The sequence below is a fragment of the Geodermatophilus sp. SYSU D01180 genome (genome assembly GCF_054050415.1).
This window is the reverse complement of sequence record NZ_JBJGZH010000009.1, coordinates 1-23,033: the sequence shown is the minus strand read 5'-3', so window position 1 is coordinate 23,033 and position 23,033 is coordinate 1. Positions and strand designations below refer to the sequence as shown.

Sequence of the window (23,033 nt, the reverse complement as noted above, 5' to 3'; positions counted from 1 at the left end):
CGCCGGGACGCCGTCACGGCCCCTCCGCGGGGGACGTCTCACCCCGCAGACGCGACAGGGCCCCGGAGCGCGGTGGCAGCTCCGGGGCCCTGGTCTCGCGTGGCCCTCCTGCGCGGGCAGGAGGGCCCGTGCTCAGTCGGTGGTCTTGGCGGTGCGGGTGCGGGTCACGCGGGTCGAGGTGCCGGTGGCCTTGCCGCGGGCGGCGGTGGTGCGCTTGGCCGGCTTGCGGGCGGCCTTGGCGGTCGCCTCGTCGGTGGCCTCGGCACCCTCCTCGATGGCGGCCTTGGCCTGGTCGGCGGCCTGGTCGACGACCTCCTCGGCCTTGGCGGCGGCCTTGGTGGTCTTCGAGGCGGCCTTCTGGACCAGCGAGGTGACCTCGTCGGAGGCCTCGTTCACGGCCTCGGCGGCCTCCTCGATGACCTCCTCGACGGCGTCCTCGACGGTGTCGACGGCCTGCTCGGCGCGGACCACGAAGCGGCGGAAGCCGGGCTGGCGGCGCAGCTCCTGCAGCACGTCGGCGCCGCGCTCGGCCAGCTGCTCGATGGTCGCGGTGGCCTGGGTGCGGGCCTGCTCGACCAGGGTCGAGACGGTGCTCACGACCGCGTCGGGACGGACGGCGCCGGCCAGCTGACGGCCGTTGGCGCGGGCGTGGGTGACGGCCTCGCGGGCGCGGTCGGCGGCCTGCTCGGCGCGGGTGCGGGCCTCCTTGGTGGCCAGGTCGACCTGGACCTGGGCCTCACCGGGGAGGGTGCGCAGCGAGGCGAGGACGGTGCGGGCCTGCTCGACGGCGAGGTCACCGGCGCCGACGGCGACGAGGAACTGACGGCGGCCGCGCTCGGCGACCTGCTCCAGCAGGGTGGTGGCGGTGCTCATGCGGACTCCTTGGAGGGGGTCGGGTCGGAACCGGGCGTGGCGCCCGGGACGGTGCTCGGGGCGGTGGTGCGGGTCGCCGCGTACTCGCGGACGTAGGTCTCGTACAACTCGACGAGCACGGCCTTGTGCCGCTCGGAGAGCTGGTCGTCGGACCGGATGGCCGCGACCGTGTCGGGGTTGCCGGCCCGCCGGTCGAGGATGCCCGCCTGCTCGTAGAGCGACTCGGCGGAGATCTTCAGACCCCGGGCGATGGCGGCGAGGATCTCCGCCGACGGCTTGCGCAGCCCCCGTTCCACCTGCGACAGGTAGGGGTTGCTCACCCCCGCGGTGCGGGCGAGCTCGCGCAGGGACACCCGGGCGGCGCTGCGCTGCTCCCGGATGTACTCCCCGACCTGCGAGCGCACCGCCGAGACCTGCTGGGCCTCGGCCGCGACGGTCTCCGCGACGCTGCCGGCGAGCTGGTCCACCTTCTCGCGGACCGACCTCACCTGACCGCTCACGAACTCGCCGGGGGTCTGCACGTCCACGACGCTAACCACGGGTGCTAGCAACTGCAAGCGCAGGAGCAAGCACCGGGGCGTGAGTCCGCTCACACCCGGCGTGTCGCCGTCAGGCGGCCAGCACCGCCGAGGACCGGATCTCGCCGACGACGCCGTCGCCGCCGGTCACGGGCGTGACCGACCAGCGGGCGAGCGCCTCGGCGTCCACCCCGAGCCGGCGCAGCGCGGCGGCGAGGACCGGCGCGCGCCCGCGGTCGCCGCCGTCGTCGAGCTTGAACGCGACCGCACCGCGGCCGGGCAGCGCGGCGACGTGCACGCCGTCGGCCCCGCCCTTGACCAGCAGCCCGGGGACGGCGGTCATGAGGTCGGTGTCGTCCCGGCCGGTGCCGGCGACGTACCAGGGGTGCGCCCGCACGGCGTCGGCCACCGCCCGCCCGGCGGTGCCCTCGGCCGCCTCGACCAGCGAGCCGACGCCGCGCGCCAGCCCGGTCAGGGACAACCCGTGCTGCGGCGCGCCGCACCCGTCGACGACGACGGCGGCCACCTGCTCGCCGGCCGCGTCGGACAGGCGGGCCTCGACGGCCTGCTGCAGCGGGTGGCCGGGATCGAGGTAGCCCTCGGTCGGCCAGCCGGCGGCGACGCAGGAGGCGAGCATCGCGGCGTGCTTGCCCGAGCAGTTGAACGCCAGCCGCTCCGGCTCGCGGCCGGCGACCGTCCAGGCGGCGCGGGTCGGCTCGTGCCCGGGCAGGGCCGCCGGGCAGCCGAGCGCGTCCGGGCCGAGGCCGGCGGCGGCGAGCACGGAGGCGGCGAGGGCGCGGTGGCCGTCCTCGCCGGCGTGCGAGCCGGCGGAGATGGCCAGCTCCTCGCCCGAGCGCGGCTGCCAGCCGGCCGCGAGGTAGGCCGTCGCCTGCACCGGCTTGTTCGAGGAGCGGGGCAGGACCGGGCGGGCGACGTCACCGGCCGACCAGCGCACCCCGCCGTCGGGCCCGACGACGACGACCGCGCCGCGGTGGACCGACTCCAGGAACCCCGAGCGCCAGACCTCGACCAGGACCGGCGCGTCCGGCCACGACGACGTACTGGAACGGCCCCCTCGCAGGGTCCCGCCGCGAGCCTCTGTCGGCCTCCCTGCAGGGTCCCGCCGCGAGCTTGCGAGCGGTGGGGGGCAGGGAGGTCCTTCAAGGGGGGCGAGGGGGTCCTTCATCAGTGCCGGCCCTCGTCGGCGAGCAGGGCGGCGACGTCGGCCTCGCCGTTGCGGTACCGGCGGGCCAGCTCGCCGGCGAGGGCGTCCATCACCTGTTGCACGCCGCGGCGCCGCTCGGACAGCGAGCCCTCGGCGGCGGCCAGCGCGCGGGCGGCCCGCTCGAGGGCGGCGTCGTCGAGGTCGGGGACGGCGGAGAGGTCGACGTCGGGGGTCAGCGCGTTGACCCAGGACTCGTACTCCTCCGGCGCGGCCGGCTGGACCGTCTGGTGCCGGCCCAGGCCGTGCGCGGGGCCGCGGCCCTTCTCGGCGAGGATCTCGGGCAGCAGGTCGACCAGAGAACGCCCGTCGTGCTCGGCGCGGCGCTGCAGCTCGCGCCGCACGATGTCGAGCCGGCCCTGCAGCAGCCGCCGCGTGTAGGAGAGGTTGACCTCCTCCTGCTCGGCGCGGCGGCGCAGCCCGCGCACCTCGCCCATGGGGCGGGACTCCACGCCCACGAGGAGACCGGGGGCGAGCAGCGCGTCGACGGCGGCGCCGCCGGCGGGGGTCGGGCCAGAGCTTGCGGAGGTCACCGCCCGATGGTGGCAGACCGGACCGCGCGGACCCGGTCGCGGGCCGCGGCCCGGGTGTCGTCGAGCGCGGCGGGGGCGTCGTCGGGGTCCACCGCGGCGCGCGAGCCGCCGACGGCGAGCTCCGCCCCGGGCGCCACCGACTGCTTGACCAGGGCCAGCGCGACGACGCCGAGCTCGTGGTGCCGCACGACCGTGCCGGTGCGGCCGACCTCGCGGGCGCCGGAGGTCACCGGCGTCCCCGGGACGGGCAGGTCCTCGCTGACGCCGTCGAGGTGCAGCAGGACCAGCCGCCGCGGCGGGCGGCCGAGGTTGTGCACCCGCGCGACCGTCTCCTGCCCGCGGTAGCAGCCCTTCTCCAGGTGGACGGCGGTGGTCAGCCACTCCAGCTCGTTGGGGATGGTGCGGTGGTCGGAGTCGACGCCCAGCCGCGGCCGGCGGGCCTCCACCCGCAGCGCCTCGTGGGCGTCCAGCCCGGCGAGCCCGGCACCGGCGGCGGTCAGCGCGTCGGCGCGGGCGGTGAGGTCGGCGCGCGGGACGAGCAGGTCGAACGTGGTCGCGCCGCCGTCGCCCAGGGGCGGCATCCGGCGCACCCAGCCGCCGTCGGGCAGCGCGGTGACGGCGTACGGGGCGTCGGGCGCGGGCAGCCCGGCGGCGGCGAGCACCTCCGGCGCGTGGGGGCCCACCAGCGACAGCAGCGCCCGGTCGGCGGTCACCAGCGCGGGCTCGACGCGGAGCATGAACCGCATCCGGTCGAGGAAGGTGTGCAGCGCCGCGCCCGTGCCCGGCTCGACGTCGGCCCAGGTGGTGCCGCCGAGCTCGGCGAGGACCAGGTGGTGCTCGACGTGCCCGTTCGGGGAGAGGACCAGCGCCTCGGTGCCGGTGCCGTCGGCCAGCCGCTCGAGGTGCTGGCTGGTGAGGCTGTGCAGCCAGGTGAGCCGGTCCGCGCCGGGGACGGTGAGCACGTCGCGGTCGCTGCGGTCGACGAGCCCGGCGCCCTCGGCGAGAAGCCGCTGCTCGCGCAGCGGGTCGCCGTAGTGGGTGGCCACGGTCGCGCCCTCCGCGACGACGGCGCCCGCCCGTGCGGCCAGCGGTGAGGTGGTGGTCATGTGTTCTCCGTCCCGGACTCTCGGCAGCGGCGGCACGTGCCCGACAGCGCGACGTGCCCCACGTCCAGGGTGAAACCCAGGTCGGCGGCCAGACGTTCCGCGGCCTGCTCCAGCAGCGCGGGGTCGGCGGATGAGATCTCCCCGCAGGTGGCGCAGACCACGTGCAGGTGCGGGTGCTCGGAGGCGTGGTAGACCGGCGCGCCCTTGGCCACGTGGGTGTGCCAGACCAGGCCGAGCCGCTCGAGGAGCTCCAGGGTGCGGTAGACGGTCGAGGTGTCCGGCGCCGCGCCGCCGGGCCCGGCCTCCTCGCGCAGCCGCGCGCCGATGGCCTCGGGGGTGGCGTGGTCGAGCGCGGCGACGGCGGCCAGCACCTGCTGGCGCTGCGGGGTCAGCCGCAGGCCCTGCGCCCGCAGCCGCTCGGCCAGCGGCGCCGGACCGTGCTCGGTCGTCACGGGGCGAGCGTAGTGAAGGACCCCTCTGCCCCCCACGCCTCGCACGCTCGGCGCGGGCCCCTGCAGAGGGGCCGAGAGGCAAGCGGAAGAGGTCCTCGCTCAGGCGACGGCGCTGCGGGCGTCCGCCAGCACCCGCTGCAGGGACTCGAGGTACCGCTCCGGGATGGCGTGCTCGCCGCGCGGCGGGAGGAACCGCGCGACGGTCGCGCCGGTGACCTCCGCGGCGGCCGCGGCCTCGGCGCCGAGCGCCCGCACGACCGGCGCGTCGCCCCACGACCGGCTGGCCGCCAGGTGCGCCATCGCCGCCGCGCTCTCGGCCCGCTCGCCCACGCAGTCGAACGGCTTCTCCGTGGCCCACAGCCTCCGGAACCCGTCGGCCAGCGTGACGTCGGCCAGCGGGTTCCCGCCGAACATCGCCTCCGCCTCGGCCGGGGTCAGGAAGACCGCGAAGCAGAGGAACGTGAACAGGCACTTGTCGCAGTGCAGGCACCAGCGCTGCTCGGCCCGCCCGCCCAGGTGCTCCTGCGTGTAGGAGCGGTTGCAGCTGAGGATGTCGGCCTTGAGCGGCAGTGCGGCGACGGCGGCCACGGTGGCCAGCTCCGACAGCTGCCGGGTGAGGCTGAAGTAGCCGGTGCCGACCTCGGCGGCGGCCGCGGCGAACAGGCGCTCGAACTCGTAGGACTTCGAGTACTGGTGGTTGACGCTGGCGCCGTCGACGGTGAGCGTCTCCTCGTCGGCGGAGCGCTCGTTGGCGAACACCACGGGGTCGTGGCCGCCGAGGACGGCGACCAGCGTGGCGATCGCGGAGTTGATCGCCGTCACCGGCACGTGCCCGTTGAGGCCGCCCTGCGCCGTCCGCTCGGCCAGCAGCGGGTCCAGCCTGCGGCGGACCTCGACCAGCGGGACGCCGGCCGCGCGGGCGACGTCGCGCTGCGCGCCGGTGGGGTTGACCGCCAGCGCCGTCCCGTCGGGGATGACGACGAGCGCCAGCGCGGAGTCCTTGCCGCCGCCCACCGGCAGCAGCGCGCCGCGCCCGCCGCCGGCCGGGACCGGGCCGGGCTCGCGGACCTCGGCGTCGAACTCGACCCGGTGCGGCACCGGCAGGTGGTTGACGGCGGCGAACTCGCCGAGCCCGTGGGTGTAGGCGGCCTGCGCGACGGCGAGCTGCGCGGCGGTGACCGGCCGCTCCACGGTGACCCGGCCGGGCGCGGCCAGCTTGTAGTAGCTGGTGCCCATGACCAGGTGCACGAGGTCCAGCGCGGCCTCCACGGCGGCACCGAGCTGCGCGGGCGCGGCGCCGGTCAGCAGCGTCGGGTCGAGGGTGAGCCGCTCGGTGAACTCGTCGTCGCCGAGCCGGTAGGTGAAGGCCGCCTCGCCGGTCGCGCGGTCCAGGGACCGGCTCGCGACGACGAAGGCGCCGACCTCAGGACGCACGGACGCGGTCGGCGCCGGCGTCGACGAGGATCTGCTCATAGGTGGCTGCCAACTCCTCGAAGTCGCGGAAGCGGTTGTAGCTGGGGGCGCCGGGCGAGAGCAGCACGACGCCGCCCGGGGCGGTGCCGGCGATCGCCGCCGCGACCGCCTCGGCCAGCGACGCCGTCTCGGTCACCCGCACGGCGGCGCCGGCGGCCGCCCGGCGGACGTCGTCGGCCAGCCGGGCCCCGGTGTCGGGGACGGTCACCAGGGCGACCTCCTCCCGACGGGCCACCAACGTCGCGGCCAGGCCCGTGTAGTCCAGGCCCCGGTCCTGGCCGCCGGCGATGAGCGTGACCGGTCGGCCGGCCAGCGCGTCGAGCGCGGCCAGCACCGAGACGGGGGTGGTGCTCAGCGTGTCGTCGACGAAGGTGACGCCGCCGAGCGTGGCCACCGGCGCGAGCCGGTGCGGCAGCGCGCGGAAGGCGGCGACGGCGCCGGTCACGGCGTCGGCGGTGGCGGCGAGGTCCAGGCCGAGGAGGGCGCAGGCGGCCAGCGCGACCTCGACGTTGCTGCGGTTGTGCGCGCCGGGCAGGTGCACCGGCTGCACGGCCTCGCTCAGGCCCGGGGGGAGCACGTCGGCGGGGTCGACCAGCTGCGCGGGGTCCAGGTACCCGGCGGTCAGCGGCCGCGCCGGGGCGCTGACGACCACCGAGCGCTCCGGGCAGGAGGAGAAGACGCGCAGCTTGTCGCGGTAGTAGGTCTCGACCGACCCGTGCCAGTCCAGGTGCTCGGGCGCGAGGGAGGTGAGCGCGCCGCGGCCGGCGAAGTCCGGGACGGCGGCGGCCTGGTAGCTGGAGACCTCGACGACGAGCGTGCGGTCGCCGACCCCGTCCAGGACGTCGAGCAGCGGGGTGCCGATGTTGCCGGCGTGCACGGCCGGGCGGCCGGCGGCGGTGAGGACGGCGGCGGCCAGCGCGCTGGTCGTGCTCTTGCCCTTGGTGCCGGTGACGCAGAGGACCGGGATCCCGCGCGCGGCGGCCTCGGCGAGCGCGACGCCGGTGCCGGTGGTCACGAGCGTGCGGTCCGCCAGCGCCCGGGCGTCCTCGCGGTAGGGGCTGATGCCCGGCGAGCGGACGACGACGTCGCAGCCGGCGAGGTCGGCGACCTCGGCGGTGGCGGTGACGCCGTCGGGCAGCGACGCCGGGTCGACGGGCCGGCTGTCGGCGACCAGGACCGACGCGGCGCCGGCGGCGCGGGCCGCGGCGACCGCGGCCCGCCCCTCGCGGCCGTGTCCCCAGACCCCGACGCGCCGGCCGGCCAGCTCCGCGAGCCGGAGGGACCGCTCCCGCGGGGGCGGTGCCGGGCGGGGGTCCACGGCGCCCACTCTACGGACCGGTCCGGTGCACGGACGGCGACGACGGGGCCGCCGGTAGGGTGGCCGTCAGGTGTGCCGGGAAGTCTGGTCGGCGGCGTCGTACCCGACCCCTCCCCAGGAGCCGCCCGATGACCACCCCGCACGGATCCACCAGCGTGTTCGGCCGCGGGTCGTGGACCGAGGCCAGCCGGATCGCCGCCGTCCTGCGCAAGGAGACCGTCGGCGGCGTCCTGCTGCTCGTCGGCACGGTCGTCGCGCTGGCCTGGGCCAACTCGCCCTGGGCGGACTCCTACGAGGCGCTGCGCGACACCCGGGTCGGGCCGGCGTCGCTGCACCTGGACCTGACGCTGGGCACCTGGGCGGCCGACGGGCTGCTGGCGGTCTTCTTCTTCGTCGCGGGCCTGGAGCTCAAGCGCGAGTTCGTCGCCGGTGACCTGCGCGACCCGCGGCGGGCGGTGCTGCCGGTGGCCGCGGCGGTCGGCGGGATGGTGGTGCCCGCGGTGCTCTACACGCTGGTCAACCTGGGCGGCGACGGCGGCCTGCGCGGCTGGGCGATCCCGACGGCGACCGACATCGCCTTCGCCCTCGCCGTCCTGGCGGTGATCAGCACCCACCTGCCGAGCGCGCTGCGGACGTTCCTGCTCACCCTCGCCGTCGTCGACGACCTGCTGGCCATCGCGGTCATCGCGGTCTTCTACACGTCGTCGCTCGCCGTGGGGTGGCTGGCGCTGGCGCTGGTGCCGCTCGCGATGTTCGGCGTCCTCGTGCAGAAGCGGGTCCGCTCGTGGTGGCTGCTGCTGCCGCTGGCGCTGCTCACCTGGGTGTTCGTCCACGAGTCAGGCGTGCACGCCACCGTGGCCGGCGTGCTGCTGGCGTTCACGGTCCCGGTGGTGCGCAGCGAGGCGGCCGGCGGGCCGGGCGCGGGGCCGGGCCTGGCCGAGCACCTGGAGCACCGGTTCCGGCCGATCTCGGCGGGTGTCGCCGTGCCGGTCTTCGCGTTCTTCGCCGCCGGGGTGACCGTGGGCGGGCTGTCCGGGCTGGTCGAGTCGCTCGGCGACCGGGTGGCGCTCGGCATCGTCGTCGGGCTGGTCGTGGGCAAGGTCGCCGGCATCGCCGGGGCCACCTGGCTGGTCACCCGGTTCACCCGGGCGGAGTTCGCCGACGAGCTGGGCTGGCCGGACCTCGTCGGCATGGCGCTGCTCGGCGGCATCGGGTTCACCGTGTCGCTGCTGATCGGCGAGCTGGCGTTCGGCGCGGGCAGCGAGCGCGACGACCACGTGAAGGTCGGCGTGCTCGTCGGCACGCTGGCGTCGGCGCTGCTGGCGAGCGTGGTGCTGCGGCTGCGCAACCGCCGCTACCGGCGCATCGAGGCGCTGGAGGCGGTCGACGCCGACCACGACGGCATCCCCGACGTCTACCAGCGCGACCCCGACACGCCCGGCGCTCCGGGGCTGCGCAGGGGTTCCGCCGACGGCTGAACAACGTCGTTGCCGACCCCGGAACTGCGACGTACCGTCGAGGTACACGAGAGGGGAGGTGGTCCGAACAATTGAATTCTTATCGGACTCGTGAGGTGGCTGTCCGCTAGCCGCCGTCCAGATGGGCCGCCCGTTCGGAGTGGAATCCGAACGACGGCATGATCGCCCGTCCGTCGTACGGCGGCGAGCGAGAACCGGACAGTCACCCGACCCCCGGGCTGCCGACACTTGTCCAGTCGGCCCGTGCGCTGCCGCCTCCCGAGGTGGCGCCGCGGAGCGGCCCGGGGGTTGTCCGTCCCTGGGCACGGACCGGCCCAGCGCGCTGAGGGGGAGGAACGGCGGCCGTGCAGACCGCTGGGCGTTCCGCGCCGGCCGGCCGCTGGCTCACCGACGCCGTCCGCGCCGCTCCCCCGGACACCGTGGCCGCGCTCCTGCCGGCCCGCTTCCCCGCCTACGCCCGCGTCTTCCACCCCGCCGTCCGCTACGACGGCGACGTCGACGTGCACGTCCGCTGGGACGAGGTGGCCGCGGCCAACGGCACCCGGGCGCACCGCCTCATGCAGTGGCCCGGCATCACCGGCTCCTGGGAGCACCTCGGCGAGGCCGACCAGCCCGGGCTGTGGAACGACGCCCCCGCCGAGGGCCACCTGGTCGCGCACGTCGCCCGGGAGCTGGCCGCGGTCCTCGGGGACCAGACGACGACGCCGGGCGAGTGCTGGTTCGGCTGGGACGACGGCGGCGCCGCCGACCTGCCCCGGCTGCGCCTGCCCCGCGCGGACCTGCTGCTGACCGGCGGGCCGGTGGAGCGGGCCGCCAGCAACTTCGCCCCCGAGCCGCACGAGCAGAGCGCCGCGCTGTGGTGGCCGGCCGACCGCGCCTGGTGCGTCGTCACCGACCCCGCGCTCACCAGCACCTACGTCGGCGCGGGGGTGGCCGCCGTCGACGCGCTGCTGGCCACCCGGCTCGAGGTGGCCCCGGCCGGCCCCGCCGACCCGGTCACGCCCGACAGCGACCCGGTCAACGCGGTGCCGCCGCGGGCCTGAGCTCACGCCCGCGCGGGCTCCGGCGCGCCGGCGGTCGCGGCGAGCACCTCCTCCCACGGCGTGGCGGTCAGGCCGAAGGCCGCCGTGGTCGCCGTCGCGTCGACCACGTACTCCTGGTCGAACTGGTGCCGCACGTCGAGGACCTCCCGCATCACCGGCGAGAGCACGCCGGCGGCGCGGAGCACCGGCCACGGGATGCCGCTGACCGGCACCGGCTCCCGGCCCATCGCCCGCGCGAGGTCGCCGAGGGCCTGGCGCTGGGAGCGCGGCGGCGTGCTCGGCACGTGCCAGGCGCGGCCCAGCGCCCGCTCGTCGGTGCCGAGGGTCGCCAGCGTGGCGGCGACGTCGGGCAGGTACGCCCAGCTGCGCGGGACGTCGGGGTCACCGACCACCCAGGCGCGGCGGCCGCGGCGCAGCGCCGGGAGCTGGCGCACCAGGTGCGACTGGGCGGCCGGCACCTGCGGCCCGACGAAGTCCGCGGCGCGGGCCTCGGTCATCCGGATCCGGCCGGCCTCGTGCGCGGCCAGCGCCTCGCGCCACATGGCCACCCGCACGCGACCCTTGGTGTCGGTGGCGGCGAGCGGGCTCTCCGGCGTCATCGGCGCGGTGGGCCGGCCGTAGACGTAGAGGTTGGCCATCGTCACGAGCACCGCCCCGGTCCGGTCCGCTCGGCCGCGGTGAGCAGGGCCGCCGCGACCGGGGGCCAGTCGGTGGTCCAGCGGTGGTAGGCGGGGTTGACCGCGTTGTAGAGGGCGGCGGCGCCCTCGGTCGCGGCGGTCAGCGCCGCGGCGTCGGCGGCGTCCACCCGACGGTGCTCGACCGCGCCGGTGGACGTGCCGCCGCTGCGCGACAGCACCCGCACCCGGTGGCCGCGGGCGGCCAGCAGCTCCGCCGTCGTCGTGCCCACCGGCCCCTTGCCGACGATCACGTGCAGTGCCATGGCGATCTCCTCGTCGCTCCGACGAGAGCAGTGCTCTCGTTCGAGGGCGACGCTCTCGTGCCAGGTGCCGCGTGTCAAGAGCAGTGCTCTCTCTTGTGTGCGGCGCTCTCGCGAGGGAGCATGGCGGGGTGCCCACCGCCCGCGAGCGCGTCCGCGCCGAGCTGACCGCCGAGATCACCGCGGCCGCCCGCCGTCAACTGGCCGAGGTCGGGGCGGCCGGGCTGTCGCTGCGCGCGGTGGCGCGGGAGCTGGGCATGGCGTCGTCGGCGGTCTACCGCTACTTCCCGAGCCGCGACGACCTGCTGACCCGGCTGATCATCGACGGCTACGACGCCCTCGGGGAGGCGGCCGAGGCCGCCGACGACCCGGCCGCGGCGCCGGAGCGGCGCTGGGCGGCGGTGTGCGCGGCGGTGCGCGACCGGGCCCGCGCGCACCCGCACGAGTGGGCGCTGCTGTACGGCTCCCCGGTACCCGGCTACACCGCGCCGCGCGACACCGTCCCGGCCGCGTCGCGGGTCGGCGTCGTCCTCGGCCGCGTCCTCGGCGACGCCGCCCGGGCCGGCCGGCTGCACGGGCACGGCGGGCGCGTGCCCGGCCTGCTCGGCGACGTGGCGGTCGAGATCCTGGGCCAGGACGCCCCGGGCATCGACGACGCCGTCCGGGTGCGCGCCCTGCTGGCCTGGAGCGCGCTGTACGGCACGGTCAGCTTCGAGCTGTTCGGCCACCTCGCCGGGTCGGTCGAGGACGCCGACGCCTACTTCGAGCGCGCGGTGGCCGAGCTCGGGGCGCTGGTCGGGCTGACCGCCGACTAGAGGACCGCGAGCTCGGCCTCGAGGTCGTCGAGCCCGAGCGAGCCCTGCGACAGCGCCGCCATGTGCCAGGCCTTCAGGTCGAAGTCGGCGCCGCGCGCCCGCTGGGCCGCCGCCCGCCCGGCGAGCCAGGCGCGCTCACCGAGCTTGTAGCTGATCGCCTGCCCGGGCAACCCCAGGTAGCGGATCAGCTCGCTGTCGAGGAACGCCGGGTCGCTGCCCAGGTGCTCACCGGCGAACGCCCGCGCGAGCTCCGGCGTCCACGGCTGCCCGCGGTGCTCGGCCAGCACGCCCTCGGCGTCGCCGGGGACCGGCAGCCGCAGGTGCATGCCGATGTCGATGACCACCCGGATCGCGCGCAGCTGCTGGGCGTCGAGGTAGCCCATCCGGGCGCCGGTGTCGGTGAGGTACCCGAGCTCGTCCATGAGCCGCTCGGCGTACAGCGCCCAGCCCTCGACGTTGGCGCTGACCGAGCCCAGCGACGTCTGGTAGGTGGACAGGTCGCCGGAGACGTAGGCCCACTGGGCCAGCTGCAGGTGGTGGCCGGGGACGCCCTCGTGGTACCAGATCGACACCAGGTCCCAGAGCGGGAACCGCTCGCGGCCCAGCGTCGGCAGCCAGGTGCGGCCCGGCCGGGAGAAGTCCTGCGCCGGGCGCGTGTAGTACGGCGCCGCCGCGCTGCCGGGCGGCGCGATCATCGCCTCCACCCGGCGGACCGGCTCGGCGAGGTCGAAGTGCGTGCCGTCGAGGGCGGCGATCGCCTCGTCCATCATCGCCTGCAGCCGCTGCCGGATCGCCTCGACGCCGTCGACCGCGGGGCCGTGCTCGCCGAGCCAGGCCATGGCCTCCTTCGGCGAGGAGCCCGGCCGCAGCGCCCGGGCCTCGGCCCGCTGCTCGGCCAGCAGCCGCCGGTGCTCGGCCCAGCCCCACGCGTAGGCCTCCTCCAGGCCCTGCCCCGCGCCGAGGTCCGAGCCGTTCCACCGGCGCGCGGCGACGGCGTAGCGGTCCCGGCCGACGGCGTCCGGCGTCCCCTCGGCCCGCGGGAGGTACTCGTCGCGCAGGAAGTCCCGGACCTCGGCGACCGCGGCGTCGGCCGCGCGGGCGGCGGCGTCGAGGTCGCCGCGCACCGCGTCCGGGCCCGCGGCGGCCAGCCCGCCGAAGAACGGCCCGGACAGCCACTCGCCGAGCTGGCCGACGACGGTGGACACCTGCCGGGGCGCCACGAACAGCCCGCGGCGGGCGCCCTCGCGGAGAGTCTCCACGTAGCCGCGGTAGGCCTCGGGCACCCGGGCCATCCGGCGGGCGACGACGCCCCAGTCGTCGTCGGTCGCCGTCGGCATGAGCAGGAAGACCTGGCGGATCGAGTGCACCGGGCTGAACAGGTTGGACAGTGCCCGGAAGCCCTCGCCGGCCTCGTGCGCGGCCAGCTCGGCGCCCAGCCGCTCCCGCAGCAGGCGGGCGCAGCGGCGCTCGATCGGGTCCTCGTCCAGCGCCGGGTCGGCGGCGAGGACGGCGTCGAGCCCGGCCAGCGTGGCGCGGGTGAGCTCGGCCTCGGCCTCGAGGCCGGCGGGGCTGGGGTCGGGCAACCGGTCGTCGCCGGGCCGGGTGCCCAGCGACGTCGCGACGATCGGGTCGAGGTCGCAGACGGCGTCGACGTAGCGGTCGGCGACCTCGCGGGGAGTGCCGCTCACCGCAGCCGCTCCAGCCGCGCCGACATGGCGGGCCGCAGCGGGGTGTCCGCGCCGGCGCGGTCGACGGCGTACATGAGCGCGCCCTCGACGATGCCGTACAGCCGCACGGCGCGGGTGGTGTCCGGCGCGTCCTGGGTCCGGGCGACGACGTCGGTGGTGAGCTCCCAGCTCGTCGTCGTGCGGGCGCGGCCGACGTACAGCTCGAGCACGCCCTCGGCGCTGGTCACCAGCAGCTCGACGTCGTCCTCGCCGCGCGGCCGCCAGAAGCCGGACTCGCGGGACGCGGGGCCCTCGACCCGGCCGTCGTCGCCGATGAGCCACGTGCGGGACTCGTAGGCGAGGAAGTCGCGGCCGTCGTGGGCGAAGCGGATCCACTGGCCGAAGCGCCGGTCACCGGCGTCCCCGCCGGCGAGCACGCCCTCGCCGTGCCACTCCCCCAGCAGCGGCAGCACCGACAGCAGGGCGTGCGCCACCTCGGGGCCCTCGCGGACGTCGACGGTGTCGGCGACGGGCAGTTCGGTCGGGCCGGTCACCGGCCGGCGTCCCGGGGAGACATGCCCGTCACCGTAGCCCGGCCCCGACCTGCGCTCCCGCGGCGGTCAGCGCCCGCGGGCGGGCCGGCCCGGAGGCGACGGCGGCACGCGGCGGGACCGCCCGGCCGGCCGCCGGGCCAGCCGCCGGGCGGTGACGCCGCACGCGACCGCCAGCAGCACGGCGACCGCGACGAGGACCCAGGCGGCGACCACGACGCCACGGTAGGCACCCGCCCGGCGCGGCGCCGCGGGACCCGCCGCTGCAGGGAGGATGGCGGGCGTGCCGTTCACGGGAAGCCACCCCGCCGCGGTGCTGCCCCTGCTGCGCACCGGCCTGCCCGCCTCGGCGCTCGTCGCGGGCAGCCTCGCCCCCGACCTGCCCTACTACCTCCCCGGCCGGCCGGACTGGCCCACGCACGCGCCGCTCGCGGTGGTCACCCTCGACGTCGTCCTCGGGGGCCTGCTCTGGGCGTCGTGGCACGGACTGCTCGCCGCGCCGGCGCTGGCCGCCGCGCCGGCGGGACTGCGCCGCAGGGTCCACCGGCCCCCGGGGCTGCGCGACCGGGCAGGGTCGCCCCGGGCGGTCGCCGGGGTCCTCGCGGCGCTGGCCGCGGGAGCGGCCACGCACGTGGGCTGGGACCAGTTCACGCACTGGTGGGGCTGGGGGACGCGGCACGTCGGCGCCCTGGCCGCGCCGGTGGGCCACCTGGCCGGGGAGGACTGGTACGGCTACGACGTGGCGCAGCACGCGAGCACGCTGCTCGGCGCGGCCGCGCTGGCGGTCTGGCTGGTGCGGTGGTGGCGCCGGACGCCGTCGCGCCCCGGCGACCTGCGCGACACCGCCTGGGTGGTGTGGGCCGGCCTGCTCGCCCTCGGCGCGGCCGCGGGCGTCGCCGCCGCGCTCCGCGCGCCCGACGTGCTGCGCGCCGGGTTCCTGGGGGTCACGGTGGGCGGCGGGGTGATGGTCGCCGCGGCCGTCCTGGGCGCCGGCGCCTGGCACGTCGCCCGGCGTCTCTGACGGTCCCCGCACACGGCAGCGCCCCTCCCGGCGGGAGCCGGGAGGGGCGCTGGTGACGTGCTGGAACGGCCCCCTCGCAGGGCCCCGCGGCGAGCTGGCGAGCCGTGGGGGGCGAGGGGGTCCTTCGTCAGTCGAGGACGACGGTGGTCTCCGTCAGGCCGACCTCGGCCTCGACGACGCGCTCACCGCGGCCGACGGGGGCCAGCGAGCGCAGCTTCCACGTGCCCGGGGCGGCGAAGAAGCGGAACTCGCCCTCCGGGCTGGTCACCACCTCGGCGGTGAACTCGTCGGTGGCGTCGAGCAGCCGGACGTAGGCCCCGGCCACCGGCGCGCCGTCGTGCCACACCTGGCCCTGGATCACCGTCTGGGTGGCCAGGTCGATCCCGGCGAGGGCACCGCCCTGCCTCGGGGCACCGCACATGCTCAGGCCCCCTTCTCGATCGGCACACCGACCAGCGAGCCGTACTCGGTCCACGAGCCGTCGTAGTTCTTGACGTTCTGCTGGCCGAGCAGCTCGCGCAGCACGAACCAGGTGTGGCTCGAGCGCTCGCCGATCCGGCAGTAGGCGATGGTGTCCTTGGACTCGTCGAGGCCGGCGTCGGCGTAGAGCTTGCGCAGCTCGTCGTCGCTCTTGAAGGTGCCGTCCTCGTTGGCCGCCTTGCTCCACGGCACGTTCACCGCGGTCGGGATGTGGCCGGGGCGCTGCGCGCCCTCCTGCGGCAGGTGGGCGGGGGCCACCAGCTTGCCGGCGAACTCGTCGGGCGAGCGGACGTCGACCAGGTTCTGCTGGCCGATCGCGGCGACGACCTCGTCGCGGAAGGCGCGGATGGAGGTGTCGGGCTCCTTCGCCTGGTACTGGGTGGCGGGGCGCTCGACGGCGTCGGCGGACAGCGGGCGGCTGTCGAGCTCCCACTTCTTGCGGCCGCCGTCGACCAGCTTGACGTCCTGGTGGCCGTAGAGCTTGAAGTACCAGTAGGCGTAGGCGGCGAACCAGTTGTTGTTGCCGCCGTACAGGACGACGGTGTCGTCGTTGGAGATGCCGCGCTCGGAGAGCAGCTGCTCGAACTGCTCCTTGCTGACGAAGTCGCGGCGCAGCGGGTCCTGGAGGTCGGTCTTCCAGTCCAGCTTGACCGCGCCCTCGATGTGGCCCTTGTCGTAGGCGCTGGTGTCCTCGTCGACCTCGACGAAGACGATGCCGGGGGCGCCGATGTTCTCCTGCGCCCAGTCGGCGGTGACGAGCACGTCGTTGCGGCTCATGGGGGGTCTTCCTCCCTGTGGTGGGTGTGCGGACGGTCAGGCGGTGCGGGCGGGACGGGCCCGCCGGACGGTCAGGTACAGCTCGCAGCCGAGGCAGAAGCCGGTGGCCGCGTTGAGCAGGGCCGCGACGAGGGCGAGCCCGGTGGCGACGGCGCCGAGCACCGGCGCACCGAGCAGGTACCCCGCCGCGCCGACGGCGGCGAACACGAACCCGGCGAACTGGGCGAAGCGCACCGGCGCCTCGGGCTCGCGCTCCCGCGCCGGCCCCACCCGGGGGGCGACGAGGGTGCGGAACAGCACCGCGTACGGCGCGTACCGCAGGCCGGCGACGGCGCCGACGGCGAAGACGACCGCCTGGGCGGCGGCCAGCCACCCGCTCGCGGTCAGCAGGACGACGGCCAGGACGGCGCTGGTGACCCACGCGGCGACGCGTGGGCCGCGCACGTCGACCGTGCGGGCAGGACTCAGGGGCATCGAGGAGGCTCTCCGGACGGCGGTCAGTTGAAGGACCCCGCTACCCCCCACCGCTCGCACGCTCGCGGCGGGCCCCTGTAGCGGGGCCGGAGATCAGCGGCCCGGACACTGGGCGCTGCCGACGCGGCACAGGTCCACTGTGCGGCGCGAGGTCAGCAGGGTGCCCACGCGGCGAGGGTAGCCGATCACGACCGGGCGCCCGTGTGCGCGTCCACCAGGGCGGTGAGCTCTTCCGGGCGCGGGGCGCCGCTGCTGCGGCCCAGCAGCCGGCCCGACCGGTCCAGGTAGAACAGCGTCGGCGTGCGCCGGACGTCGAGCGCGCGGACCGCCTCGAGGGAGCTCTCGGCGTCGACGTGCACGTACGCCAGGCCCGGCCGGGTGGCCTGCAGGTGCTGCAGCCGGGCGCGGGTGGTGCGGCAGGGCCCGCAGAACGCGGTGGAGAACTGGACGACGGTCAGGTCCGCCTCGCCCGGCCGCACGCCGAGCCCCTCGAGGACCGCGGTCGGTCCGCCCACGGGCTCCTCCTCCGTCCTGAGCCGGCCGTCGCGGGTGCGCAGCCACCAGGCCGCCGCGGCGGTCAGCACGAGCGCCACGGCGAGCACCGCCAGGCCGGTCCCGCTCATCCCCCGCACCAACCCGACCGTCCCGGTGCGCATTCCCGGGCGGGCTCAGGGCGCGCGCAGCACCGTGTCGGTGGCCCCGGCGGTGACCTCGACGCCGGCCTCGGCCGGGCGCAGGCCGGTAAGCTCCAGCCCGAACGGCAGCTCGACCGGGTAGCGCAGGTCGAGCAGGTCGCTCGCCCGGTCGACGACGAACCCGGGCACGTCGACACCGGCCGCGTCGGCCTCCTCGACGTCGACCACGAGGTCCTGGCCGTCCAGCGACACCGTCCCGGCGGCGGTGAGCGGGACGGTGTACCCGAGCACCTCCACGGTCCGGGTGACCCGGAGCCCGTCACCCTCGCGGGCCACGGTGGTGTCGCCGCCGAGCTGCTGCGCGAGCAGCGCGTAGGACAGCGTCGCGGTGCCGTCGACCCGGTCCACCGGCACCTCGCGCACCGACCCCGACAGCGCGTCGGACAGCGGCACGTGCACCCCGCGCAGCCGGACGTCGGCCGTGGTCCCCTCCGGCTGCCGGAGCTCGGCGGCGGTCAGCGAGATGCGGACGTCCTCGTAGGTGCCCGACACCGCCTGGGTGCGGAACGGCCAGCCGTGGACGTCGACGTCGGGCGTCCCGGCCAGCCCACCGGCGTCCCGCAACGCCCCGGCGACCCGGTCCTCGGCCACGCCCTCGACGACCGGGTCGGCCACCAGCGCGAGGACGACGACTAGCGCGAGGACGACGAGCAGGGCGCGCACGGCTGCGACCGCGGCCTCAGACGGCGGCGAGGGCCAGCAGCACCGGCGCGCAGACGGCCAGCGGCAGCACGGCCTCGACCGCCACCCCGGCGACGGCCGCACCGCGGCGCCGCTCCCCGGCGCCGCCCACCGCGAACGTCGCGGCGGTCCCCGCGAGCCCCGCGACCAGGCCCAGCACCAGGCCGGTCGCGACGCCGCCGACCACGTCGGCCGTCCCGCCGGTGCCGCGCGCCACCAGCGTGACGACGACCCCGGTCGCCACGGCGAGCAGCAGCCCCGCCACGCCGCGGTCGGCACCGGGGGCCACCGCGGGGCGGGGCAGCACGGCGTCGGCGAGGTGCGCGACGACCAGCGCGGCGCCGGCGGCCAGCAGCGGCGCGGCGGCGACGTCGCCGTCGTCGCCGGCGACGTCGGGCAGCAGCAGGAGCGCCAGCGCGCACACGGCGGAGACCAGCACCGCCACGCTGCCCAGCGAGCCGACGACGTCGGTGCGCGGCGGGCGGCGCAGCATCTGGTGCAGCACCGCGACGATCAGCGCGGGCCCCACGACGGCCAGCAGCAGCCCCGGGCCGGGCCGGTCGTCGCCGGCGAGCAGGTCCACGGCGAGGTCGGCGCCCACGGCGGCCGCGGCCCCGACCAGCGCGACGCCCGCCGCCCCGGCCGGGGCCGTGGCGGCCACCCAGCCCGCGACGAGCAGCGCCTGCAACACGAGGACGGCGGCCAGGCGGCCCTGCTCCCCGAGCAGGTCGGGTGCGAGCAGCACCAGGGCGACGGCGGCGCCGGCGACGACGGCCGCGGCGGCGTGCCGGGCGCGGGCGGCCGGCGGGGAGTCCAGCGCCGTGGTCACGTCCCCTCCTGCCCGGGACCGCCCGGCGCCCCCGTCGGCGCCGGCACGTCCCGCTCGCCCCCGATCGTCGCAGACGCCCAGCGCCCGACGCGCTCGACGAGCGGAGCGGTGAGGGCGCTCTCGGCGTGTCCGAAACCGGGGACCACCCACGCGGTCGCCGTCGGGCCGGCCGCCCGGGCAAGCGCGCGGGCGTGCTCGAGCGGGAAGTAGGCGTCCCGGTCGCCGTGCACGAGCAGCAGCGGCGTCGGGGCGATCCGGGCGACCGCCTCCAGCGGCGGCGACGGCACGGTGTCCCACGGCGGCGCCAGGCGGACGCCGAGCAGGCGCGCGCCGGCCCGCCGGCCGGGCGTCGTCTCCAGCAGCCAGTGCACGCGGCGCATGGGCGGGGTGTCGCGGACGTACCACCGGCTGACCGCGCTGACGGCGACCACCGCGTCGGGCCGGTGCCGGCCGTGCGCCGCCTGCCGCAGCACCGCGCCGCCGCCCATCGACAGCCCGAGGGTCACCACCGCGCCCGCGCCGTCGGCCCGCGCGGCGGCCACCGCCGCGTCGACGTCGCGCAGCTCGTCGTCGCCCCCGGCCCCCGTGCCGCCGCCGGAGCGGCCGTGCCCGCGGAAGTCCAGGGCCCGCACCTCGCCGAACCGGGACAGCCAGCCGGCCATCCGCCGGAACGGCGGGTAGGCGGTGGAGTTGGTGAACCCGTGCGCCACGACGAAGACCGTGCCCGTCGCCGGTCCCGAGGCCGGGACGACGACGCCCTCGAGCCGCACGCCGTCCTCAGTGCGGGCCGTCACCGGACGCGCTCGGGTGACCTCGGAGGGAACGGGACGCACGTCGGCTATCCTGCGGTCTCGGTTCGACAGCGCCGTCGATGCCCTCCCCGAGGAGACGACATGCGACTCGTGCTCATGACCGCGGCGCGTCAGGCGACCACCGAGGTGCTGCCCGCCCTGGGGCTGCTCGGCCACCAGGTCCGCGTCGTGGCCCCCGAACTGTCGAGCCTGCTCGACGGCGACTCCGGCGACGTGGTGCTCGTCGACGCCCGCCACGACCTCATCCAGGCCCGCACGCTGTGCAGCCTGCTGTCCTCGACCGGGGTGGCCTCCGCCCTGGTCGCGGTCCTCTCCGAGGGCGGGCTGGTCGCGCTGTCGGCCGACTGGGGCGTCGACGACGTCCTGCTCGACACCGCCGGCCCGGCCGAGGTCGACGCCCGCCTGAAGTGGGCCACCGCCCGCCGGCTCGCCGCGGCCACGCCCGCCGACGGCGCCGACGGCGGCGTCACCCAGGCCGGCGAGCTGGTCATCGACGAGCACAGCTACTCGGCGAAGCTGCGCGGTCGCCCGCTCGACCTCACCTACAAGGAGTTCGAGCTCCTCAAGTACCTCGCCCAGCACCCGGGCCGGGTGTTCTCCCGCGCCCAGCTGCTGCAGGAGATCTGGGGCTACGACTACTTCGGCGGCACCCGCACGGTCGACGTCCACGTGCGCCGGCTGCGCGCCAAGCTCGGCACCGAGCACGAGGCGCTGATCGGCACCGTCCGCAACGTCGGCTACAAGCTCGACCAGCAGGTGGCCGACGCGACCGCCGCGGCCGCCCGCGCCGAGGCCGAGCGGTCGGCGAGCACGGTGGCCGGCGCCTCCCCCACCACGGCCCCGCTGCTCTGAGCGTCGCCGCCGTCTCCGACTCCGCCGGGCTCGACCCCGCGCGGACCGCTGCCGTCCTCGCGCTGCTGCGGGCGGCCGCGGCGGCGGACGGCGTGCGCCCGCTGTCGGAGGAGGCCGAGCTGCGGCTGCAGCACGGCGGCCCGCCCGGCGGCCGGGACGTCGTCGCCACCGACGACGACGGCGGGCTGACCGGCTACGCCCGGCTCGAGCTCGGCGACGGCACCGGGGACGCCGAGGCCGAGCTGGTCGTCGCGCCGGCGGCCCGGGAGCGTGGCGTGGGCGGCGGGTTGCTGACCCGGCTCGAGGAGCTCGCCGCCGGCCGGCCGCTGCGGGTCTGGGCGCACGGCGACCTGCCGGCCGCCGCCGCGCTGGCCGGCACCCGCGGCTACACCCGGGCGCGCGTCCTGCTGCAGATGCGCCGCCCGCTCACCGACGCCGACCTCGACGCGGCCGCCCCGCTGCCGGCAGACGTGTCCGTGGCCGCCTTCCGTCCCGGCCGGGACGAGGCCGCCTGGCTGCGGCTGAACGCGCGGGCCTTCGCCGCCCACCCCGAGCAGGGCGCGTGGACGCCGGAGGACCTGCGGCTGCGCGAGGCCGAGCCCTGGTTCGACCCGGCCGGTTTCCTGCTGGCCTGGCGCGGCGCCCCCGACGCCGGCGGCACGCTGCTCGGCGCGCACTGGACGAAGGTGCACCCGCCCGGTGACGCCGGCCCGGACGCCGTCGGCGAGGTGTACGTGCTGGGCATCGACCCCGACGCCCAGGGGCTCGGGCTCGGCCGGGCGCTGACCGGGCGCGGCCTGGCGCACCTGCGCGCCCGCGGCCTGGACGAGGTGCTCCTCTACACCGAGGAGGACAACACCGCGGCGGTCACGCTCTACGAGCGCACCGGCTTCACGCGGTATGCCGTCGACGTCTCCTGGCGCCGCGTCCCCTGACCCCGGCTCCACGGCACAAATGGCCATTTCTGCCGCACCGGGAAGGCCCGCCGCCACCTGAAACGCGCGGGTTCACCTGCCGGACGTGATGCCGTTCTCACCCGGTCGGTAAAGGCTCGGTTCGCGTTCACCGGACGTTCATCGAGCGACCCGGGACCGGCCACCTGGGCTGCCTACCGTCCCCTTCCGTTGGTCCTCCCCTGCCCGGCATCGAGGTCCGGGCACCTCCGGAAAGGCACTGGCTTGAAGCTCAGCACCCGGTCGCGCGCCGTCGTCCTCAGCACGGCGCTGGCCAGCACCCTCACGCTCGCCGCGTGTGGCGCTGCGAACGAGTCCGACAGCTCCTCGGGCGGCAGCGGCGGCGGCAGCGGCGCGAGCGCCGCCGAGCTCAGCGGCGACCTGGTCGGCGCCGGCGCCAGCAGCCAGCAGGCGGCCATGGAGGCCTGGCAGGCGGGCTTCGAGGGCGAGTACCCCGACGTGCAGTTCAGCTACGACCCGGCCGGCTCCGGCGCGGGCCGCGAGCAGTTCATCGAGGGCCGGGCCGACTTCGCCGGCTCCGACGCCGCGCTGGACGACGAGGAGCTGGCCTCCGCGCAGGAGCGCTGCGGCGGCGGCGAGGTCTTCGAGCTGCCGAACTACATCTCGCCGATCGCGGTCATCTTCAACCTCGAGGGCGTCGACCAGCTCAACCTCACGCCCGACGTGATCGCCCGCATCTTCACCGGCCAGATCACCACCTGGAACGACCCGGCGATCGCCGAGGCGAACCCGGACGCCCAGCTGCCCGACACGGCGATCACCCCCGTGCACCGCGCCGACGACTCCGGCACCACGGACAACTTCACCGACTACCTGTTCCAGGCCGCCGGTGACGTGTGGACCTCGGAGCCCGACGGCGTGTGGCCGCTGCCCGGTGGCGAGGCCGCCAACGGCACGTCCGGCGTCGTGGGCGTCGTCGAGAGCACGGCCGGCGCCGTGACCTACGCCGACGCCAGCCGCGCCGGTGAGCTCGGTGTCGCCAACGTGGGCGTCGGCGAGGAGTTCGTCGCCCCGTCGGCCGAGGCCGCCGCCGCCGTCGTCGAGAACTCCCCCGCGGTCGAGGGCCGGGGCCAGTACGACTTCGCCATCGAGGTCAACCGGCAGACCGAGGGCTCCGGCGAGTACCCGATCGTCCTGGTCAGCTACCACGTCGGCTGCGTCGAGTACGACGACCAGGCGACCGCCGACAACGTCAAGGCCTTCATGTCCTACGTGATCAGCGAGGACGGCCAGCAGGCCGCGGCCGACAACGCCGGCAACGCGCCGATCTCCGACACCCTGCGCGAGCAGGCCCAGCCCGCGGTCGACGCCATCACGGCCGCCGGCTGACCGGAGCACCATCCAGGGTGGCCCCGGGCGGCGGCCCCCCCCCCCCCCCCCCCCCCCCCCCCCCCCCCCCCCCCCCCCCCCCCCCCCCCCCCCCCCCCCCCCCCCCGCCCCCCCCCACCACCC

The 23,033-nt window shown here is 77.0% G+C and carries 27 protein-coding genes; 7 read left to right on the top strand and 20 right to left on the bottom strand.

What is annotated here, in order from left to right:
* Positions 1–132: 132 nt before the first annotated feature.
* The 8 genes from ACI8AA_RS10325 to ACI8AA_RS10290 form a co-directional block, all read right to left on the bottom strand.
* Positions 133–873, bottom strand: a complete 741-nt coding sequence (locus tag ACI8AA_RS10325) for a hypothetical protein (RefSeq protein ID WP_457044367.1) — start codon at positions 871–873, stop codon at positions 133–135.
* On the bottom strand, positions 870–1,394 hold the full coding sequence (locus tag ACI8AA_RS10320; protein WP_456938219.1) for a helix-turn-helix domain-containing protein: 525 nt from the start codon (positions 1,392–1,394) through the stop codon (positions 870–872). The genes ACI8AA_RS10325 and ACI8AA_RS10320 overlap by 4 nt, the downstream gene beginning before the upstream one ends.
* A gap of 88 nt (positions 1,395–1,482) precedes the next feature.
* Positions 1,483–2,424 (bottom strand): asparaginase, encoded by a 942-nt coding sequence (locus ACI8AA_RS10315; RefSeq protein ID WP_457044483.1) that lies wholly within the window; start codon positions 2,422–2,424, stop codon positions 1,483–1,485.
* A 152-nt stretch (positions 2,425–2,576) separates the two neighbouring features.
* Entirely contained in the window at positions 2,577–3,146 is a 570-nt protein-coding gene (locus ACI8AA_RS10310) for an RsiG family protein (RefSeq protein ID WP_457044366.1), read from the bottom strand.
* The gene (gene ygfZ / locus ACI8AA_RS10305; RefSeq protein ID WP_457044365.1) at positions 3,143–4,252 is read right to left on the bottom strand and encodes a CAF17-like 4Fe-4S cluster assembly/insertion protein YgfZ; all 1,110 of its coding nucleotides are present in this window, start codon (positions 4,250–4,252) and stop codon (positions 3,143–3,145) included. Before ygfZ ends, ACI8AA_RS10310 begins: the two co-directional genes overlap by 4 nt.
* Complete coding sequence (locus ACI8AA_RS10300) at positions 4,249–4,704, bottom strand: Fur family transcriptional regulator (protein WP_457044364.1); 456 nt, start codon at positions 4,702–4,704, stop codon at positions 4,249–4,251. Before ACI8AA_RS10300 ends, ygfZ begins: the two co-directional genes overlap by 4 nt.
* Positions 4,705–4,803: 99 nt before the next feature.
* The gene (locus tag ACI8AA_RS10295; protein WP_457044363.1) at positions 4,804–6,138 is read right to left on the bottom strand and encodes a hypothetical protein; all 1,335 of its coding nucleotides are present in this window, start codon (positions 6,136–6,138) and stop codon (positions 4,804–4,806) included.
* Entirely contained in the window at positions 6,128–7,495 is a 1,368-nt protein-coding gene (locus tag ACI8AA_RS10290) for a Mur ligase family protein (protein WP_457044362.1), read from the bottom strand. The genes ACI8AA_RS10295 and ACI8AA_RS10290 overlap by 11 nt, the downstream gene beginning before the upstream one ends.
* A 128-nt stretch (positions 7,496–7,623) precedes the next feature.
* Between ACI8AA_RS10290 and nhaA the strand changes: the two genes are divergently transcribed.
* Both nhaA and ACI8AA_RS10280 read left to right on the top strand, forming a co-directional pair.
* Positions 7,624–8,973, top strand: a complete 1,350-nt coding sequence (gene nhaA / locus ACI8AA_RS10285) for a Na+/H+ antiporter NhaA (protein WP_457044361.1) — start codon at positions 7,624–7,626, stop codon at positions 8,971–8,973.
* 344 nt (positions 8,974–9,317) lie between these two features.
* A complete protein-coding gene (locus tag ACI8AA_RS10280; protein ID WP_457044360.1) occupies positions 9,318–10,016 on the top strand; it encodes a hypothetical protein in 699 nt (232 codons plus the stop codon).
* Between the two features lie 2 nt (positions 10,017–10,018).
* On the opposite strand, the gene ACI8AA_RS10275 is transcribed toward ACI8AA_RS10280, so the two are convergent.
* Both ACI8AA_RS10275 and ACI8AA_RS10270 read right to left on the bottom strand, forming a co-directional pair.
* Positions 10,019–10,666, bottom strand: a complete 648-nt coding sequence (locus tag ACI8AA_RS10275; RefSeq protein WP_457044359.1) for an NAD-dependent epimerase/dehydratase family protein — start codon at positions 10,664–10,666, stop codon at positions 10,019–10,021.
* On the bottom strand, positions 10,657–10,956 hold the full coding sequence (locus ACI8AA_RS10270) for a hypothetical protein (protein WP_457044358.1): 300 nt from the start codon (positions 10,954–10,956) through the stop codon (positions 10,657–10,659). The genes ACI8AA_RS10275 and ACI8AA_RS10270 overlap by 10 nt, the downstream gene beginning before the upstream one ends.
* 128 nt (positions 10,957–11,084) lie before the next feature.
* Between ACI8AA_RS10270 and ACI8AA_RS10265 the strand changes: the two genes are divergently transcribed.
* Complete coding sequence (locus ACI8AA_RS10265) at positions 11,085–11,768, top strand: TetR/AcrR family transcriptional regulator (protein WP_457044357.1); 684 nt, start codon at positions 11,085–11,087, stop codon at positions 11,766–11,768.
* On the opposite strand, the gene ACI8AA_RS10260 is transcribed toward ACI8AA_RS10265, so the two are convergent.
* From ACI8AA_RS10260 to ACI8AA_RS10250, 3 genes are all read right to left on the bottom strand, one after another.
* A complete protein-coding gene (locus tag ACI8AA_RS10260) occupies positions 11,765–13,456 on the bottom strand; it encodes a DUF885 domain-containing protein (RefSeq protein ID WP_457044356.1) in 1,692 nt (563 codons plus the stop codon). The two genes, ACI8AA_RS10265 and ACI8AA_RS10260, sit on opposite strands and share 4 nt — an antisense overlap.
* A complete protein-coding gene (locus ACI8AA_RS10255; RefSeq protein ID WP_457044355.1) occupies positions 13,453–13,989 on the bottom strand; it encodes an FABP family protein in 537 nt (178 codons plus the stop codon). Before ACI8AA_RS10255 ends, ACI8AA_RS10260 begins: the two co-directional genes overlap by 4 nt.
* Positions 13,990–14,055: 66 nt before the next feature.
* Positions 14,056–14,202: a hypothetical protein gene (locus ACI8AA_RS10250; RefSeq protein ID WP_457044354.1), complete on the bottom strand. Its 147-nt coding sequence runs from the start codon at positions 14,200–14,202 to the stop codon at positions 14,056–14,058.
* Positions 14,203–14,269: 67 nt separating this feature from the next.
* Between ACI8AA_RS10250 and ACI8AA_RS10245 the strand changes: the two genes are divergently transcribed.
* Positions 14,270–15,007: a DUF4184 family protein gene (locus tag ACI8AA_RS10245; protein ID WP_457044353.1), complete on the top strand. Its 738-nt coding sequence runs from the start codon at positions 14,270–14,272 to the stop codon at positions 15,005–15,007.
* Between the two features lie 127 nt (positions 15,008–15,134).
* Here the strand turns inward: ACI8AA_RS10245 and ACI8AA_RS10240 are convergent, their stop codons facing one another.
* The 7 genes from ACI8AA_RS10240 to ACI8AA_RS10210 form a co-directional block, all read right to left on the bottom strand.
* Positions 15,135–15,428 carry a DUF1416 domain-containing protein gene (locus tag ACI8AA_RS10240; protein ID WP_457044352.1) on the bottom strand — a complete coding sequence of 98 codons (294 nt, stop codon included), beginning with the start codon at positions 15,426–15,428 and terminating at the stop codon, positions 15,135–15,137.
* Positions 15,429–15,430: 2 nt separating this feature from the next.
* The gene (locus tag ACI8AA_RS10235; protein ID WP_457044351.1) at positions 15,431–16,264 is read right to left on the bottom strand and encodes a sulfurtransferase; all 834 of its coding nucleotides are present in this window, start codon (positions 16,262–16,264) and stop codon (positions 15,431–15,433) included.
* Between the two features lie 36 nt (positions 16,265–16,300).
* The gene (locus ACI8AA_RS10230; RefSeq protein WP_457044350.1) at positions 16,301–16,708 is read right to left on the bottom strand and encodes a DUF4395 domain-containing protein; all 408 of its coding nucleotides are present in this window, start codon (positions 16,706–16,708) and stop codon (positions 16,301–16,303) included.
* A 215-nt stretch (positions 16,709–16,923) separates the two neighbouring features.
* The gene (locus tag ACI8AA_RS10225) at positions 16,924–17,361 is read right to left on the bottom strand and encodes a TlpA family protein disulfide reductase (protein WP_457044349.1); all 438 of its coding nucleotides are present in this window, start codon (positions 17,359–17,361) and stop codon (positions 16,924–16,926) included.
* Between the two features lie 45 nt (positions 17,362–17,406).
* Positions 17,407–18,096, bottom strand: coding sequence for an LmeA family phospholipid-binding protein (locus tag ACI8AA_RS10220; protein WP_457044348.1), 690 nt, complete (start codon positions 18,094–18,096; stop codon positions 17,407–17,409).
* Between the two features lie 16 nt (positions 18,097–18,112).
* Positions 18,113–18,943 (bottom strand): hypothetical protein, encoded by an 831-nt coding sequence (locus tag ACI8AA_RS10215; RefSeq protein ID WP_457044347.1) that lies wholly within the window; start codon positions 18,941–18,943, stop codon positions 18,113–18,115.
* Positions 18,940–19,737 carry an alpha/beta hydrolase family protein gene (locus ACI8AA_RS10210; RefSeq protein WP_457044346.1) on the bottom strand — a complete coding sequence of 266 codons (798 nt, stop codon included), beginning with the start codon at positions 19,735–19,737 and terminating at the stop codon, positions 18,940–18,942. The genes ACI8AA_RS10215 and ACI8AA_RS10210 overlap by 4 nt, the downstream gene beginning before the upstream one ends.
* A 99-nt stretch (positions 19,738–19,836) precedes the next feature.
* On the opposite strand from ACI8AA_RS10210, the gene ACI8AA_RS10205 reads away from it, so the two are divergent.
* The 3 genes from ACI8AA_RS10205 to pstS all read left to right on the top strand — a co-directional run bounded on the left by ACI8AA_RS10205 (position 19,837) and on the right by pstS (position 22,910).
* Complete coding sequence (locus tag ACI8AA_RS10205) at positions 19,837–20,607, top strand: winged helix-turn-helix transcriptional regulator (RefSeq protein WP_457044345.1); 771 nt, start codon at positions 19,837–19,839, stop codon at positions 20,605–20,607.
* Positions 20,604–21,542, top strand: coding sequence for a mycothiol synthase (mshD, locus tag ACI8AA_RS10200; RefSeq protein ID WP_457044482.1), 939 nt, complete (start codon positions 20,604–20,606; stop codon positions 21,540–21,542). Before ACI8AA_RS10205 ends, mshD begins: the two co-directional genes overlap by 4 nt.
* A gap of 243 nt (positions 21,543–21,785) precedes the next feature.
* The gene (gene pstS, locus ACI8AA_RS10195; protein WP_457044344.1) at positions 21,786–22,910 is read left to right on the top strand and encodes a phosphate ABC transporter substrate-binding protein PstS; all 1,125 of its coding nucleotides are present in this window, start codon (positions 21,786–21,788) and stop codon (positions 22,908–22,910) included.
* The last annotated feature ends 123 nt before the right edge of the window (positions 22,911–23,033 follow it).

What these genes read in the sequence shown, in the direction of transcription:
- ACI8AA_RS10325 (WP_457044367.1), bottom strand. Translation starts at nt 873, where the DNA reads ATGAGCACCGCCACCACCCTGCTGGAGCAGGTCGCCGAGCGCGGCCGC.
- ygfZ (WP_457044365.1), bottom strand. Translation starts at nt 4,252, where the DNA reads ATGACCACCACCTCACCGCTGGCCGCACGGGCGGGCGCCGTCGTCGCG.
- nhaA (WP_457044361.1), top strand. Translation starts at nt 7,624, where the DNA reads ATGACCACCCCGCACGGATCCACCAGCGTGTTCGGCCGCGGGTCGTGG.
- ACI8AA_RS10270 (WP_457044358.1), bottom strand. Translation starts at nt 10,956, where the DNA reads ATGGCACTGCACGTGATCGTCGGCAAGGGGCCGGTGGGCACGACGACG.
- ACI8AA_RS10240 (WP_457044352.1), bottom strand. Translation starts at nt 15,428, where the DNA reads ATGTGCGGTGCCCCGAGGCAGGGCGGTGCCCTCGCCGGGATCGACCTG.
- ACI8AA_RS10235 (WP_457044351.1), bottom strand. Translation starts at nt 16,264, where the DNA reads ATGAGCCGCAACGACGTGCTCGTCACCGCCGACTGGGCGCAGGAGAAC.
- ACI8AA_RS10225 (WP_457044349.1), bottom strand. Translation starts at nt 17,361, where the DNA reads ATGAGCGGGACCGGCCTGGCGGTGCTCGCCGTGGCGCTCGTGCTGACC.
- ACI8AA_RS10205 (WP_457044345.1), top strand. Translation starts at nt 19,837, where the DNA reads ATGCGACTCGTGCTCATGACCGCGGCGCGTCAGGCGACCACCGAGGTG.